The organism is Paenibacillus sp. FSL K6-1566 (assembly GCF_038050475.1).
GTDB classification, from domain to species: domain Bacteria; phylum Bacillota; class Bacilli; order Paenibacillales; family Paenibacillaceae; genus Paenibacillus_AQ; species Paenibacillus_AQ lactis.
The window spans coordinates 4,784,043-4,800,838 of sequence record NZ_JBBOSR010000001.1 but is presented as its reverse complement, the minus strand read 5'-3'; the positions used below and the strand labels follow the sequence as shown (position 1 = coordinate 4,800,838).

Genomic DNA, 16,796 nt, shown 5'->3' with positions numbered 1-16,796 from the left:
AACAGCCCACCTACAACACGGGAATAGATGGGCTGCAGACCACGAAGCGGTCTCTTCTTTTATGTACTGAAAGCGTTCAAAGCCTTGGCAGGCGAATGAGGCATTTAATCGGTCGCCTCTTTCGCCAACTGGTCCATGATGCCGTTCAAGTCCGTGACCAGCGCTGCCATAAGATCCGCGGCATCCGACACCTGCCGGATGGATGCGGCGTGCTCTTGGAAAGCTTCGACGATGTCGTGAGCGTGGGCGGCCGTATCGTTCGTAAAACGGGTCATTTCTTGAATCGAATGATTCATCCGGTCGGAGCCGGCGGACAACTGCTGCGTCGCGGCGGATATTTCCTTCATCTGGTCGGAAGACTGTTTCACGGCATGGTGGATGACATCAAACGAGGCCCTCGCCTGATCGACGACCCGTACTCCCGAGCTCATATTGTCGTGGACTTGGCCGATGCTGCCGAGCAGATCGGCGGTTTCCCTATGTATGCTGTCAATCAGTTCGGTGATTTCGCCGACAGAGGCCGAGGATTGCTCGGCGAGCTTACGTACTTCGCCGGCAACGACGGCAAATCCCCTGCCCGCTTCCCCGGCTCTTGCCGACTCAATCGACGCGTTTAATGCCAGGAGATGGGTTTGGCTTGCAATGCCTCGGACTACCTCGAGAATATCACCGATTCGGGAGACGTGCCGGTTCAGCACCATCAACGTATTCCGGCTTTGGTCGACCGAGTGACCGGTATTCTTGATTTCGGATAAAATATTGCCGATGATATGACTGCCGAATTCCGCCTGTCGCGCGGATTCCTCGGAGGCCCCGGCGGCTTCCGACGCCGATGCTGCCGCATGGCGGATGCTTCCGCCAATTTCGAGAATGATGGCACGGTTTTGCTCCATCGCAGCCATCTGTTCCCTCGTTCCATGAGCAATGTCCTCGATGATCTTCCCCAGATGTTGACTTAGTCCGGTGCTTTGCCTGGATTGCCCGGCCAGCCGCTCAGCGGTCTCCTTCAATTGGCGGGTGGAGTCGGCCAGCTTAGACGTGATGTCATTCATCATCGCAGCACGCTGCTGATGCTGCGCCTCTCTCAAGGATGCTTCGATCCGCAGAGTGCTGTGAATTTGCCAGCTGGTTGCAGCCGAGGTAAGAATGAGAAATACCGCATGAATGATCAGCATCGTCAAGGAATAGCTCGTCGTTCCAAACACAAGCTCCGGAATAAGAAGAAACCCGAGAATATGCTGCGCGGCAAATATGCCGGTCATGCAGAAGATGAGCTTTATATTTTTATAGTAAGAGAGGGCCGCGATCACCATGAAGATGGAAAAGTGAAATTCGACATGCCCCCCTGCGCCGGCAATGATCGAGATGCTGCCAAGGGTTAGGACTAAGGTATGCATATAGGGAATACACGGGTGGTCCGGCTTGCGGCTGTAAATGACGAGCGTAACCGCCAGCAGCAGTGCAGGCAAAACAAGCAGCACGTTCAGGATGGCTCCGAATTGGCCTTCCATTTGGGCAGAGGAGAGCATCTCCTGGGCGTGCATGTTTTGGTCGAACACATGGAACCTGCGGGCTAGAAGATGTACAATAGCGGTAATTCCGATAATAGCTAGCGATACGGCATTCATAAGTTTGTTCTTACGGTTCATCATGGGCAGGGATCGGACTCCTTTTCATTTGGCAGGGTGCAATAGTAGGTTCTGCGTATACCTGTGCTTGGGATAAGTACAATGGCGCAGAGGAAGTGCTTTTCTTCAGATCAAGAATTCTGGACTTAAAATATACAGCTTAAATTTTAAAGATTTCTTGTAATTATGTTATCGGCCGCATGGCTCAAAAAATAAAATTTTATGCCATTGGTCCTTCGTGAACATGTAAAAGATCAGCGTTAAAGTCCGGTGTTAGAAGGGGGAGATCTAGGGTGACATTGCAGCAATTGAAGTATGTGATAGAGGTTGCGGGCCGGGGCTCGATGAATGAGGCGGCCAAGCGTTTGTTTATCTCTCAGCCCAGTCTGTCCAATGCGATCAAGGACCTGGAGGAGGAGCTTGGGATAACCATTTTCGAACGGACGAACAAAGGAATCATCCTGTCCAAGGAAGGGGCCGAGTTCCTAGGATATGCCCGGCAGGTCGTCGAGCAGGCGGAGCTGCTGGAGGGAAGGTACCTGAACGCCAAGCCGTCACCGCAGCATTTCTCGGTGTCGACGCAGCATTATGCTTTTGCCGTGAATGCCTTCGTCCATTTGGTTCAGGAGTACGGACAGGAGGAGTACGAGCTTGCGCTCCGTGAGACGAAGACTTATGAAATCATTCAGGATGTGAAGACCTTCCGCAGCGAGATCGGAATCCTGTACCTTAATGAATTTAATGCCAAGGTCATCAACAAGCTGCTGAAGGACGCCGGTTTAGAGTTTAACAGCCTGTTCACAGCGAAGCCGCATATTTTTATCAGCGTCCATAACCCGCTTGCCAAGCAGTCCATCGTCACGATCGAAGAGCTGCAGCATTATCCGTACCTGTCCTTCGAGCAGGGGGAATACAACTCCTTCCATTTCTCCGAGGAGATTCTGAGCACGTTGTCGCATAAAAAAAGCATCCGGGTCAACGACCGTGCAACTTTGTTCAATCTGCTGATCGGCCTGAACGGCTATACGATTTCCACGGGCGTGCTCAGCGCGGATTTGAACGGCAACGAGATCATTCCCGTTCCTCTGGCGTGCGATGAGACGATCAACGTCGGCTGGATTCATCATAAAAATATCGCGCTCTCCAAGCTGGCCACGGCCTATGTGGAGGCTCTGCATGCGGCGATTGCCGATTGACCGGGCTTTCGCACAGGGCTGTCATAGCTGATCTCGAATCCATAATATATCTGAAAGCATCCTCCGGGGTAATGATAGGAAAGACGCTTTGTCTTTTTTGATCATGGCACGGGGGATTTTTTATTTCGTAGTCTAATATAACATATATTTGTGCGAGATATTGCATATATGTGAGGTTTTGCATACAATGGAGTTGTAATTGATAGGATGTTCAGTGCGAGTTTAAAAAGTCGGTTTTTCAGCACCGAAGCCCATGCTTCCGAAGTGCGTTTTTCCAAAACGCTTTAGTTAGACGAAGCTAGGGAGTGAGGAGCGGAGCTACACGTTTTCGCAGAAAACGCCTTCGAAAGCATCTGCTGTATTGGGTACGTGAGCACCTACAATGTTTCCGCAGGAAACATACTTCGGAAGCATCTGCTTAGGCCCGGCTGAATTCAAGATTCGATGCCGAGATACTTCTTGACTCCCTTCGTGATCAAAAAATGACTTTTTGAACAACCTCTTTCAGATTCATCATCCATTTAGGAGGGAAATGATATGCCAAGTCACTCGTTAAGCGCTTTCTTGCAGCAGAATTTAACCGAACTCAAGGAGCAGGGGCTCTATAATACGATCCAGCCGCTCGAAAGTCCGAACGGTCCGGTCATCAAGATTCAAGGACGCGAATTCGTAAATTTGTCCTCCAACAATTATTTGGGCCTTGCCAATGACGAGCGGCTGAAGGAAGCGGCAATCCGGGCAACCCGGGATTTTGGGACAGGAAGCGGCGCCGTGCGCAGCATTAACGGAACGCTGTCGCTTCACGTGGAGCTTGAAGAGAAGCTGGCCCAGTTCAAAGGAACGGAAGCCGTGCTGTCGTACCAATCCGGGTTCAACTGCAATATGGCGGCCATTTCGGCTGTGATGGGAGCCGGGGATGCCATTCTCTCGGATGAGCTGAACCATGCTTCGATCATTGACGGCTGCCGTCTGACGAAAGCGAAGGTGATTCGCTACAACCACTCGGATATGGATGATTTGCGGACGAAAGCCCGCGAGGCGAGAGAATCCGGGCAATACAATAAAATTATGGTTATTACCGACGGCGTATTTTCCATGGACGGCGATATCGCCAAGCTGCCGGAAATCGTGGAAATCGCGGAGGCCTATGATCTCATTACTTATGTTGACGATGCCCATGGCTCCGGCGTGCTCGGGAACGGAGCGGGTACTGTGAAGCATTTCGGTTTGTCGGACCGGGTCGATCTGCAGATCGGAACGCTGTCCAAGGCTGTGGGTGTGGTCGGCGGTTACGTAGCGGGCTCCCGCGACTTGATCGACTGGCTCAAGGTCCGCAGCCGGCCGTTCCTCTTCTCGACCGCACTGCCTCCTGGTGCAGTTGCAGCGTGCATTACGGCGATAGATATCCTTCAGAACAGCAAGGAGCTTCAATCGAAGCTGTGGGAGAACACCCGCTATTTGCAGGAAGGGCTCCGGCAGCTCGGCTACTCGACCGGCGCTACGGAAACCCCGATTACGCCTTGCATCATCGGGGACGAATCGACGACTCAGAAATTCAGCACCCGTCTATATGAAGAGGGAGTGTACGCCAAAGCGATCGTATTCCCGACGGTGCCGAAAGGGACGGGAAGAGTGCGCAACATGCCTACCGCGATCCATACGAAGGAAATGCTGGACCGCGCGCTTGCGGCATACGAATCCATCGGACGCGAGCTTGGTCTGATCTAAGAAGGAGGCATGATTCATGAAACGAATCTTGGTCACGGGTGCACTCGGTCAGATCGGTTCGGACCTGATCGTAAAGCTGCGGCAAATATACGGCGACGAAGCCGTGCTGGCAACGGATATTCGCCAATCGCAAAGCGAGGCGGTGCAGAGCGGACCGTTCAGGCTATTGGATGTCACGGACAGCAAGGCGTTCTATGACGCGGCTAAAGAGTTTCGAGCGGATACGATAATCCATCTGGCGGCTCTGTTGTCAGCGCGGGCGGAATCGAACCCGGCGCTTGCCTGGAATCTGAATATGGGAGGCCTGCTGAGCGCGCTGGAGACGGCACGGGCGTTGTCATGCCAGTTCTTTACACCGAGCTCGATCGCAGCCTTCGGGGCGGATACCCCGAAGCGTGCGACCCCGCAGGATACGCTGCAGCGTCCACTGACGATGTACGGAGTCAGCAAAGTGTCTGGCGAGCTGCTGTGCGATTATTACCATCATAAATACGGCGTGGACACGAGGGGACTCCGTTTTCCAGGGCTAATCTCCCACTCCGCGCCACCTGGAGGAGGAACGACCGATTACGCGGTCGACATGTATTGGGAAGCGGTTCGCAGCGGCTCATACACCTCCTATATCGAGAAAGGAACGTACCTCGACATGATGTATATGCCGGATGCCATATCCGCGATCATCACACTGATGGAGGCAGACGGTTCACGGCTGAAGCACCGGAACGCCTTTAATGTGACGGCGATGAGCGTTGAGCCTGAATCGATCGCTGCCAGCATCCGCCGGCATATCCCGGACTTTAAGCTGGATTATCAGGTCGATCCGGTCCGCCAGTCCATTGCGAACGAATGGCCGGACGCGATTGATGCAACTTGCGCACGCGAAGAATGGGGATTTGATGTACAATATGATTTGAACCGAATGACGGATGATATGGTATCAAAGCTTACGGAAAAGCTGCGGGCGGATCAGAGCAAAATCAGCTAGCCGTTAGGTACCGAAGGAGGATATTGTACGATTGGAACCCATTCATAAAAAGGTAGGGAGAAATTTACAAGCCATTCGAAAATCGAGGGGCCTCAGCCTGGACAATGTATCGGAGCTGACCGGCGTAAGCAAAGCAATGCTCGGCCAGATCGAGCGGGGGGATTCAAACCCGACGATATCGGTGTTATGGCGCATCGTAAGCGGTCTGGGGATATCATTCACGACGCTGATTGAGGAAGCGGAGACCGAGGTGACGGTCGTATCGCCTGAGGATGTGGAGCCTTTCCATGAGGCAGAAGGCGCATACCGGGTGCATCCATTGTTCTCCTACAACCTTCGCACCAAATTCGAGTCGTATATGGTCATCATGGATCCCGGCTGCGATCATGGATCGGAAGCGCATAACGACGGCGTTGAGGAATATATATTTGTCCACCAGGGAGAGCTCGAGCTCTGGCGGGAGGACGAATGCTATACGGTGCCTGCGGGAAGCTCCGTGCATTTCGCGGCCAATCGTCCCCACCGTTACCGGAACCCGGGGAACGAGATTACGAAATTTTATACGATTATTTTCTATGCGGATGCCGCGGCACGCGGATAAGCGGCCTGAGAGCGGGAAAGCCTCAAGTGCCGGGGCGTATCCAACCTCATGGTATCCACAGCAAGTACAGGATCGAGCATCCTGTACTTGCTTTTTTATGTTTTTTTCCTAGACACCTTCGTTGTCCCCCCGCTTCATTTTTGATCGCATCCGACCTGCCGGCATGCCTGATTCAACGCTCCTATCCGCCTAATACCAGAGACATGTTTTTCAGTCCCTGCCCATAAAAGTGTTGGTAAACCCCGCGTTTTCTTCTAATATGAAGCTAATACTTCAAATGCAGGGATCGGAAGCAAACGAGTTCCGAAGGAAGCCGTTGGCTTTTGATTAGAAAGCGCTTCCAGCGGCTCCGGCGGTTCCGGGCCAAACACGGTCAGCGTGTCTATCGGCATGGCTGACGTATCGGGATGGATGAACAACCTTTTGGGTAGGGGGATGTCTATGGGGAACAAAGCTTGGTTTTACCGTCAGCTGCTATCGTATATGCCCGTCTTTTTTATTGTCATTTCCTTTGTGTTTTTCGTATTTTTCCAAATGCTTGGCGAACAGTCGCGGCAGGGAGCGGTGCAGGCCAATGAGACGATGATCCAGCAGGCGATGCGGTCGGTGGATAACTCGCTGAAATCCATCGATCAGATGCTGGTGCAGGAGCTGCTGTTTAATCCGGATTTGTCCGATTTTTTCAGCTCCGAGGACCAGGATGACGTTTACTTGAACATGCAGGCCGTACAGGCGATGAAGCAGTTCAAGGTGTCCAGTCCCCTTGTGGATTCCATGGCGCTGGTACGCACGCAGGACGAATATGTTCTAACCACATCCTCCGCCTTCAAGCTTCAGGACTATGCGGATTATGCTTTCCTTAAACCCTACTTGAGCCGGAAAAACAGCGAGGCCCATTGGAGCGGCGTCCGGGATTTTCGGGAATTCAGCTTTAACAGTGCACGGCAAACGGTCACGCTGGTTCGGGACGCACCGTTCGTATCCCGCGGCCGGGGGCTTATTGCAGTCAATATCAAAGTGGATGCCATTTTCCAAATGGTTCAGGGGATGTATAACTCGGATGTCAGCTTTATCCGAATGAAGGATGCGGACGGCCATTCCATGACGCCGGGCACGATGGCGGCGGAGGAGAGAGAGCCGGTGTCCAGCGCAGTTTCCCCGTACACGGGCTGGGTATATGAGGGCGGCCTGACGCAGGGCAGAGTAGTCGGCATCGTAAGCCAGCTGTACAACGTGTGGTTCATGGTAGGCATATTGATGTGTGTGGCCGGCATTGTATGGATCGTTTATGTTACACGCAGAAACTACAAGCCGGTAGAGGCCATCGTGTCTCAGGTTCAGAAGTATACACAGACCAAGACGAATGCGCTGCTTCACGGCCGCAAGCAGGATGAGTTTGCTTTCATTGAATCGGCGCTTGAGAGCATATTGGAGCAGTCCAACAGCTTTCAGCAGCAGCATCGCGAGGATTTGCTGCTTCGGAAGGCTTATTTGTTTCAGCAGCTGATCGAGGGGCAGTATCCGCTGCAATTGGAGCAGTGGAATGAACAGAGGGATGTCATTGAGCTGCCGGATCTGGCCTCTCCTCAGATCGTCAGCGTGATGGAGATCGATAAGTACGCTCACTTCTGCGAACAGTACCGGGAGCAGGATCAATATTTATTGAAATTTGCTTTGAAGAGCGTTGTTCAGGAAACGGCAGCTGCACGGGGAGCCGTCCTTTGGGCGGAATGGACATCCGCATCGAAGCTGGGCGTTATCATCCAGGTCGATCCGGCTCAGGATAAGATGCAGGAGGCTGCTGTAATCTTCGAAGATGCCCGCCGGTGGGTGGAGGAGCATCTGAAGCTGACCGTAACGATTGGCATGGGAAAGCAGGCAGAGCAGTATACGGAAATTCCGGAGTCGTACAGCCAAGCGCTCAAGGCATTGAAATATAAAATGATTCTCGGCGAGAACAGGATCATTCCTTACGGACAAATCGCCGGCGAGGAGCGCGGACATGCGTTTGATTTTCTGAATCAGATCCGTTCCATCGCCCAGTCCTTTCGGATGGTGAATCCGGATTGGCGGGAGAAATATAAAGCCTTGATCGAGCATATTGAGAAGAATATGCTGGACCGGGACGGGGTTCACAGTTTAGCGGATTACTTGATCTATGCGCTCGGCCGGGAGTTATCCTGTATGGCTAAGGAGTTTCAGGACGTTTGGCTAAACGAGGGCCAGCCTCAACTGCGGCATGCGCTGCAGCGATCGGACACGCTGGAGCAGCTGCAGCAAAACTGCGGCGAGGCGCTCTCGTCCTTGTACGAGGGCATGGCAGCAGTCCTCAACGGACGCAATCACGCTGATACGATCCGGCGAATTCGGCAGTATATGGAGGAGAATTCGGCGAATCCCGATCTGTCGCTGAACTACTTGAGCGAACAGTTCCATATGAATTGGAAGACGCTCAGCAAGCTGTTCCGGGAGGAGACGGGCCAGAAGTTCGTTGATTATTTGATTGAGCTGCGGATCACGCATGCCCGAAGGCTGCTTGTCGAGACGGCCCTGCCCGTTCAGGAAATCGCGACCAAGGTCGGATACTCGAATGCCATCTCATTTGGCCGAATGTTCAAAAAAACAGTGGGCCTGTCCCCTGGCGAGTATCGGGACCAGGCGGCTTCCGGGGACGCAAATCGGATCGCCGAAGGCTAGAACCGAGACGCGCCCCAGATTCTGGACGAGGCTTCAAAATCCCGCGGAATGCGCTATTCTGCGGGATTTTTTTCATGCGGGGAGTTTGGTTTAGCGGCGGAAAAAGGTTTATCCGTCTGATGCTTGCCTGATCTATGGCATCCAGTCTGCTTCGCGGAAATACGTTGGGCCGGCGAATCTTGTTTATTGAACAGCCGGGGCGGCTTCCCCTAGACTAAGGGTCATCAAATCGATAAGGAGGGGTAGCCCGGTGGCTCGCATGAGCAAAACAATGGAAGCAACGGCCGGAATGAATGTCCCATTGCACAAGCCCGGAAGCAGAACAAGGAAGAAGCTGATGAAGCATTGGCAATTTTACCTGCTCGTGTTCTTCCCTCTGCTGTATATCGTCATCTTTAAATACGTTCCGATGTTCGGCGTTCTGATTGCATTTAAAGAATACAACGTCGTTCAGGGAATATTCGGAAGCCCCTGGGTGGGATTCGATTATTTCAAGCAGCTGTTCGAGGCTCCGTTCTTCTGGCAGTATGTCAGAAATACGCTAGAAATCTCCTTGTACGGACTGCTCGTCGGTTTCCCGGCGCCAATCCTGCTTGCACTGGCCCTGAATGAAATTCGAAACGGAAGGTTCAAGAAGACGGTTCAAATGGTCACGTATGCGCCTTATTTTATTTCGACCGTGGTCATCGTTTCGATCCTCATCGTGAATTTATCGCCGAATACCGGACTCATGTCCAATCTGTATCGGGCGCTAGGGCTTGAGCCCGTCGATTTTCTAGGCATCCCGGGGCTGTTCAAGTCCATCTACGTCTGGTCCGATGCATGGCAGTTCACCGGTTATGGCGCCATTATCTACATCGCGGCCCTCGCCGGCGTGAATCCGGATCTGTACGAGGCGGCCAGGGTGGATGGAGCGACCCGGCTTCAGAAGATCATCAACATCGATATTCCGAGTCTGTTCCCGGTTATCGTCATCCTCCTGATCCTGAATCTAGGGAATGTAATGAGCCTTGGCTTCGAGAAAATCTATCTTATGCAGAACCCACTCAACCAGAATACGTCGGAGGTCATCTCAACGTATGTGTACAAGGTCGGGCTGCTTGGAGCGAACTTCAGCTTCTCGGCAGCGATCGGGCTGTTCAACTCCGTCATTAACTTTATTTTGCTGGTTATCGTCAATTTTGTGTCCCGCAAGGTATCATCCACGAGCCTGTGGTAAGAGAGGAGGATTCGCATGAGCAGAACCGCTATTCGGGAGTCTGTCCAGGACCGGTTGTTTCTCGGCTTGGTGTATTTGTTTCTGTCGGTTATTCTAATCGTCATTCTGTTTCCGCTGCTGCACATTGTAAGCGCATCCTTTAGCTCGCCGGGGGCTGTATCCTCCGGTAAAGTGTGGCTGTGGCCGGTCGATGTGACGCTGATCGGGTATAAGGCCGTATTCCAAAATTCCAATGTGCTGATCGGATTCGGCAACTCGCTATTTTATGCGGTGGTCGGCACCCTCGTGAACGTGGCGTTTACCGTCATGCTGGCTTACCCGCTGGCCAGAAAAACGTTCTATGTCCGCAATATCATTATGATGCTGCTGGTGTTCACGATGTTCTTCGACGGGGGCTTGATCCCGAACTACCTGCTCGTCAAATCGCTGGGGATGCTCGATACACGATGGGCGATGATTATTCCGGGAGCTCTGGCCGTATTTCAGGTGATCATTGCCAGAACGTTCTTTCAGACCACCATTCCGGAAGAGCTGGCCGAAGCGGCAGAGATGGACGGGAGCAGCGACATTACCTTTTTTCTAAGAATTGCCCTGCCGTTATCCAAGCCGATCATTGCCGTGCTGGCTTTGATGTATGCCGTCGGACATTGGAATTCCTACTTCAACGCCTTGATTTATTTGAAGGACAGCAGCTTGTTCCCGCTGCAAATTTTTCTAAGGGACATTCTGATTTTGAATTCCGTCAGCGCGGAGATGGTCACCAACGTGAACGAGCTGCTTGTCCGCGAAGGGATGAAGGACCTGCTGAAATATTCACTGATCGTGGTAGCGAGCGCGCCGGTGCTGATGATTTACCCGTTCGTGCAGAAGTATTTTGTCAAGGGAGTCATGATCGGTTCACTCAAGGGATAGCTCACTGGAGTGAAGCCGAAGGGAAGGAGGTGAGGCACAGACTGTCATGCAAGCGATTCATCAGCTATGGGGGTAAATGTAGAAGCATTTGATTGGAAGATGGTAAGACTTGCGTTCTAATTCCATTCATGAGGAGGAGTTCGTTTGAAGAGAACCATCGTATGGCACTTAAGTTTGATTATGGTCATTGTCTTGGCGCTATCGGGCTGCTCGAAGCCGGCAGAACCCAAAGGAGAAGGGGGAAGCACCGCTAAGACGGGGGATCCGGGATCTCCGGTCGAATTGACGGTATTCGCGCCCCAGTCCGGAGGGATCGAAAGCCTGGACGTCAATCCGTTCTCCAAGCATATTGAAGAAAAGCTGGGCATCAAATTTAAATGGAATACGACCCCGGATGCCGTATTCAACGACAAGAAGCTGCTTATGCTGGCCAGCGGAGATTATCCGGCCCTCATTATGAACGCCGGCATCTCAAAGGCGGATCAGATCAAATACGGTATGCAGGGCGCATTCATTCCGTTGAACGATCTGATCGAGCAGCATGCGCCGAACATTAAGAAGGCGATGGAGGAGATTCCGTACCTGGCCCCGGCCATGACGGCGCCGGACGGCAACATTTATGCCTTGCCGAAGGTGAATGAGTGCTTGCACTGCACATATGGCCAGCGGATGTGGATCAATACGACATGGCTGGAGAAGCTGGGGCTTGAAATGCCCCAAACCACGGATGAATTCTATGAAGTGCTGAAAGCCTTCAAGGAGAAGGACCCGAACGGAAACGGCAAAGCCGATGAAATTCCGCTGACCACCTCGCTTGATGTGTGGGGAGGAGGAGTTGACGCCTTTTTGATGAATGCCTTTATATATAACAATGGCACCTCGTATTTGAGCGTGAAGGACGGGAAGGTTATTCTGTCCGCGACGGAGCCTGAATGGAAGGAGGGGCTGAAGTACTTACGGAAGCTGTACAGCGAGGGCTTGATCGACAAGGGCGCGTTTACGCAAAACGGCGATGCCGTCAAGCAGCTGGGGAATAAATCCGAGAATGTGGTCGGTGCGGTCGGCTACGCCCTGATCAGCAGCATGCTGGATACAACGGACGCGAAGCCGCGCCATAAGGAGTACGACGTCGTTCCGCCGCTGAAAGGGCCGAACGGTGTACAGCTGGCAGGCTACAGCGTAGGCGCGGGGGATGGATCTTTTGTCATCACGAATAAAGCGACGGAGGAGGAGCGGATCGCCGCCATTAAGCTGGCCGACTATCTGTTCTCGGAGGAAGGGACGGTCATGACCTCTTGGGGGTTTGAAGGGGACGGCTGGAGGAAGGCGGAAGCCGGTGCGCTTGATTACAATGGCAAGCCGGCCAAATACGAGGCCCTGAAGCGGGATGTGCCCGAAGGGACGCCGGATGTTACTTGGTGGCAGCTCGGGACGATGCTGATGGTCAACTCGATCCGCGAATCGTTCGTCGCGCCTGAGGATCCGCTGGGCAACGGAGCCTATGAATACCGGCTGTGGCTGGCTGCCAAGAAATATGAGCCGTTTGCCAAGCCTGAGCTCGTGTACCCGACTGACGTGTTCATCGATCCGGCCGACGCCACGTTCATTGCGCAGATTCAAAAAACGATTCAGGATTACGTGAAATCGAACCTGGCCCAGTTCGTAACCGGCAGCAAGGATATCGAGAAGGATTGGGACGCTTACGTAAGCGGGTTTAAAGGGCTGCAGCTGGATAAATATCTTGAAATTCACCAGAAAGCGCTGGATAACCAAGGTTCGTAACAGACGGGAGGTTTATCGCTTGCAAAATAGGATCGAATACGCGGCTCGCATCCAGCCGACACAGCGGCAATTGGCCGTTCAAGACATGGAGTTTTACGCATTTATCCACTTTACGGTAAATACGTTTACCGATATGGAGTGGGGAACGGGGAAGGAGGACCCTGCGCTGTTCAATCCCACGGAGCTGGATGCGGATCAGTGGGTAGAGGCCTGCGTCAGCGCCGGCATGCGGGGCTTGATCCTTACATGCAAGCATCATGACGGGTTCTGCCTGTGGCCGAGCCGGTATACCGAACATTCCGTAAAGAGCAGCCCATGGCGCGGCGGCGAGGGCGATGTGGTACGGGAAGTCGCGGAGGCCTGCCGGAGGGGCGGGATCAAGTTCGGCATCTATGTCTCCCCTTGGGACCGGCATGAGCCGACGTATGGAGATTCACCGCGGTATAATCAGTTTTTTCTGAACCAATTAAGGGAGCTGCTTACGGGGTATGGCGAGTTGTTCTGCGTATGGTTCGACGGCGCCTGCGGCGAAGGGCCGAACGGCAAGCGCCAGGAATATGACTGGGAGGCGTATTACGCCCTGATCCGGGAGCTGCAGCCGGGAGCCGCCATTTCCGTATGCGGTCCCGACATACGCTGGTGCGGGAATGAGGCGGGGCATTGCCGGGAGTCCGAATGGAGCGTCGTCCCTGCGTCCCTGCGCGAAAACGAAGCGATTCAGGAAAAATCCCAGAAGACGGACGACCGCGAGTTTGCCCGCCATTACAGCTCGAGCGAGGAGGACCTTGGCAGCCGCAGCGTCATCCTGAGTGAGCGCGAGCTGGTGTGGTATCCGGCCGAAGTGAATACGTCGATCCGCCCGGGCTGGTTCTACCATGCCTCGGAGGACGATAAGGTTCGGCCGCTTGCAGAGCTGCTGCATATTTATTACGGCTCGGTCGGGGGCAACGCCACCTTCCTTCTGAATATTCCGCCGGATCCCCGCGGGCTGATTCACGAGAACGACAGGCAGCGGCTGCGGGAGCTGGGCGAGGTGCTGCGCGCTACGTTCAAGACGAACCTCGCTGCACAGGCGCATATTGCGGCATCGGAGACGATGCCGGGGTCCGATGCCGCGAACATGCTGGACGGGGACAAGGACACGTATTGGTGCCCGGAGGAGGGCACCGAATACGCCGTGATCGAGGTCGATCTCGGGAGCGAGCAGGAGTTTGATCATATCGTGCTGGCTGAACACCGATATGGGCAGCGGGTCGAACGGTACGAGCTGGAGTACAGGGAGGACGGTGCCTGGAAGCCAATCTGCCGCGGAACGGTCATTGGCCGCAAGCGGATCTGCAAGTTTCCAGCGGTACGGTCCAGGTACATCCGGTTTACCATTTTGGAATCGCGATGGTGTCCGAACATTTCCGCGATCGAGGTGTATCGGGGCGTTGACTGAAGCTGGGTTGAACCCCTGCGGTTGGAGCTGACCGAGAGCGTTCATTGATGAATTAATGAACTAAACATGGGGTTGGATGCAATCTTGGGGCTGGATCGGCGCTACCATTGGTCATGGGGGCAATACCCGGGTGCTACCATTGGCCATGGGCAAGACCGGGCAACGATGAAGCGCTCTTGGCGCGTCCCAGGGAGCGTATCACGATTCCATGTTGGGCCCAAACACGTTCGTACTTGCAACAGAGAGGCCATCTTCTAGGAGGATGGTCCCCTTTTTTATCGAAATCATTTTTTTCTCGTGCAAGTTCCGCGAGTTCGCTAGTATGATATACGAAAGATTGATCCAAATCACGATAGAGAGGATGCATCGCCGAATGAGCAATATTCCAACGTTCGAGACCCGGCTTCTCAGCTCCTTGTCCAAAGTGTTTGCCGATGAAGAGCTGGCAGCCGCACCGTATGATGCAGGGGCGGCTTTCCTGAATGAGACGTTTTCTTTTCAAGTGGCTTACCGCTCAAGTCAACTGATGAAAAATATCCGCGTCGTTGTCGAGTCCGAGCTGAGCGAGTACATTTCCATTCGCTCTGTAGGTCTTGTCCCTTCGGACCTGCCGACGTACCATGACCATGACGAGTTCATATTAAGAAGCACCCCGGGGTTATACCCGGATCCGTTATTTCCTCTCGCTGCAGACGCAGCTGTAACAGGGCGTCCGAGCCAGTGGAGAAGCTTATGGGTTACAGTTGAGCCGGATTCCGGCAGAGCGGGCGGTATATACGATATCGGGCTCCGGTTTGAGACGGATTCGGGAGAGAAGCTTGCCGAAGAGACTTTCCGGCTGGAGCTGATCCCAGTTGTGCTGCCGGCGCAGACGCTGATTCATACCGAGTGGTTCCATACGGATTGCCTGGCAACCTACTATGGTGTCGATGTGTTCAGCGAACGTCATTGGCAGCTGATCGAGCAGTATATCCGGACGGCGGCAGAGCACGGGATGAACATGATGTTGACCCCGCTGTTTACTCCCCCGCTGGATACCGAAGTGGGCGGCGAGCGCCCGACGGTGCAGCTCGTGGATGTTGAGGTTCTCGGCGATGGCTCCTACCGATTCGGATTTGACAAGCTGGACCGCTGGACCGATCTGTGCGACCGCTGCGGCATTCAATACCTAGAGTTCTCCCATTTCTTCACGCAGTGGGGGGCGAAGCACGCGCCGAAAATTGTGGCGAACGTAAACGGGGAGAGCCAGAAGCTGTTCGGCTGGGAGACCGATGCATCGGGTGAGGAATATCAAGCCTTCCTTAGACAGTTCATTCCGGCTTTAGTGGACTGGATCGAGGATCATGGGCGTGACGACAGATGTTATTTCCATGTGTCCGATGAGCCCCATGCCTCCCATATTGAGGCATACGGCCAAGCGAGCCGTTTAATGAACGAGCTGCTGCCCGATTACCCGATTATCGACGCGCTTTCCGATTTTTCGTTCTATGAGGAAGGGCTTGTAAAGCGCCCGATTCCGGCAAGCAACCATATCGAGCCGTTCCTCGAAGCCGGAGTCGAGGGGCTGTGGACCTACTACTGCTGCTCGCAGTATAAAGAGGTGTCCAACCGGTTCTTCAACCTGCCTTCCGCTCGAAACCGCATTCTTGGCATGCAGCTCTATAAATACAACATCGAAGGCTTCCTGCATTGGGGCTACAATTTCTGGTACTCCCAGTACTCGCGGCGGGCGATCGATCCTTATCGGGTAACCGACGCGGACAGCGGCTTTCCGTCCGGCGATGCGTTCCTGGTTTATCCAGGCGAGGACGGACCGGTGGAGTCGATCCGGCTGAAGGTGTTCCATGAAGCGCTTCAGGATCTCCGGGCGCTGCAGCTGCTGGAGCAGCAGATCGGCCGTGAGGCCGTGCTGGAGGCGCTGGAGGAAGGGCTGGAAGAGCCGATCACATTCAAGACGTATCCGCGTGATGAGAAGTGGCTTCTGTCCAAGCGGCAATGGATTAATGACAAGATTAAGGAGTCGATGGCGGTTAAATAAGGGAAAAGGGAGCAGAGGTGGATGGTCACCGCGCGTACCGCTATATTCCCGAGATCATTCCTATATACAAAGCCAAGACAACGACATAATTACAGGGTTCGTACTGGTGATATGCGTAGCTGCTATGATTGCATAATCTCTATTCCCGGCCACTCTCACGAAATTGGTCCCTTTCAAATGCTTGCCGCTTCGATACAATGTATCGGAGCGGCTTTTCGTTTTGCCCAGACCGATAGGCTCCCCGGCTCCCTATAGGTAGACAGGTGATAAAGGAGGAAGTAACTTGTTTTGCCGAGAGGAGTTTTTTAGATCTAAACCTTTAATAACTTGCAACAACCTAACCTAATGATTGGACGGGTAGTTGCCCGAACAGGTGAAAACTAGGGTAGAATTAAGCAGTGCAGTACCAGCGATCATCTGATCTTAGGGGCTGTCAATCACAGATATAGAGTAATTCGATTCAAAAAAGCACCGGGTGGTTGTTAAACTTTTATCACGATTACCGTATAGGAAATTGCGAGTTCTGCTTCGATTCCAACGCCGAATTTCGTCGGCATGGAACAAACTGT

At 53.4% G+C, this 16,796-nt stretch carries 11 protein-coding genes; 10 read left to right on the top strand and 1 reads right to left on the bottom strand.

What is annotated here, in order from left to right; all coding sequences use genetic code 11:
- Nucleotides 1–104 precede the first annotated feature (104 nt).
- Nucleotides 105–1,652, bottom strand: coding sequence for a methyl-accepting chemotaxis protein (locus NST08_RS21330; protein ID WP_341342276.1), 1,548 nt, complete (start codon nucleotides 1,650–1,652; stop codon nucleotides 105–107).
- A gap of 269 nt (nucleotides 1,653–1,921) precedes the next feature.
- On the opposite strand from NST08_RS21330, the gene NST08_RS21325 reads away from it, so the two are divergent.
- The 10 genes from NST08_RS21325 (at nucleotide 1,922) to NST08_RS21280 (ending at nucleotide 16,227) form a co-directional block, all read left to right on the top strand.
- Nucleotides 1,922–2,824: a LysR family transcriptional regulator gene (locus NST08_RS21325; RefSeq protein ID WP_007127615.1), complete on the top strand. Its 903-nt coding sequence runs from the start codon at nucleotides 1,922–1,924 to the stop codon at nucleotides 2,822–2,824.
- A 537-nt stretch (nucleotides 2,825–3,361) separates the two neighbouring features.
- A complete protein-coding gene (locus NST08_RS21320) occupies nucleotides 3,362–4,552 on the top strand; it encodes a glycine C-acetyltransferase (RefSeq protein WP_144867528.1) in 1,191 nt (396 codons plus the stop codon).
- A gap of 16 nt (nucleotides 4,553–4,568) precedes the next feature.
- Nucleotides 4,569–5,537, top strand: coding sequence for an NAD-dependent epimerase/dehydratase family protein (locus NST08_RS21315; RefSeq protein ID WP_144867530.1), 969 nt, complete (start codon nucleotides 4,569–4,571; stop codon nucleotides 5,535–5,537).
- A gap of 31 nt (nucleotides 5,538–5,568) precedes the next feature.
- Nucleotides 5,569–6,138, top strand: a complete 570-nt coding sequence (locus tag NST08_RS21310) for a helix-turn-helix domain-containing protein (protein ID WP_077567572.1) — start codon at nucleotides 5,569–5,571, stop codon at nucleotides 6,136–6,138.
- Between the two features lie 441 nt (nucleotides 6,139–6,579).
- Nucleotides 6,580–8,835, top strand: coding sequence for a helix-turn-helix domain-containing protein (locus tag NST08_RS21305; RefSeq protein ID WP_341342275.1), 2,256 nt, complete (start codon nucleotides 6,580–6,582; stop codon nucleotides 8,833–8,835).
- Nucleotides 8,836–9,124: 289 nt separating this feature from the next.
- The gene (locus NST08_RS21300) at nucleotides 9,125–10,054 is read left to right on the top strand and encodes an ABC transporter permease (RefSeq protein WP_232239426.1); all 930 of its coding nucleotides are present in this window, start codon (nucleotides 9,125–9,127) and stop codon (nucleotides 10,052–10,054) included.
- A 15-nt stretch (nucleotides 10,055–10,069) separates the two neighbouring features.
- Nucleotides 10,070–10,966: a carbohydrate ABC transporter permease gene (locus NST08_RS21295; protein ID WP_007127624.1), complete on the top strand. Its 897-nt coding sequence runs from the start codon at nucleotides 10,070–10,072 to the stop codon at nucleotides 10,964–10,966.
- Between the two features lie 180 nt (nucleotides 10,967–11,146).
- Nucleotides 11,147–12,748, top strand: a complete 1,602-nt coding sequence (locus tag NST08_RS21290) for an ABC transporter substrate-binding protein (protein WP_341342649.1) — start codon at nucleotides 11,147–11,149, stop codon at nucleotides 12,746–12,748.
- A gap of 19 nt (nucleotides 12,749–12,767) precedes the next feature.
- Nucleotides 12,768–14,189, top strand: a complete 1,422-nt coding sequence (locus tag NST08_RS21285; RefSeq protein WP_341342274.1) for an alpha-L-fucosidase — start codon at nucleotides 12,768–12,770, stop codon at nucleotides 14,187–14,189.
- A 373-nt stretch (nucleotides 14,190–14,562) separates the two neighbouring features.
- Nucleotides 14,563–16,227, top strand: coding sequence for a DUF4091 domain-containing protein (locus NST08_RS21280; protein ID WP_341342273.1), 1,665 nt, complete (start codon nucleotides 14,563–14,565; stop codon nucleotides 16,225–16,227).
- Nucleotides 16,228–16,796 lie beyond the last annotated feature (569 nt).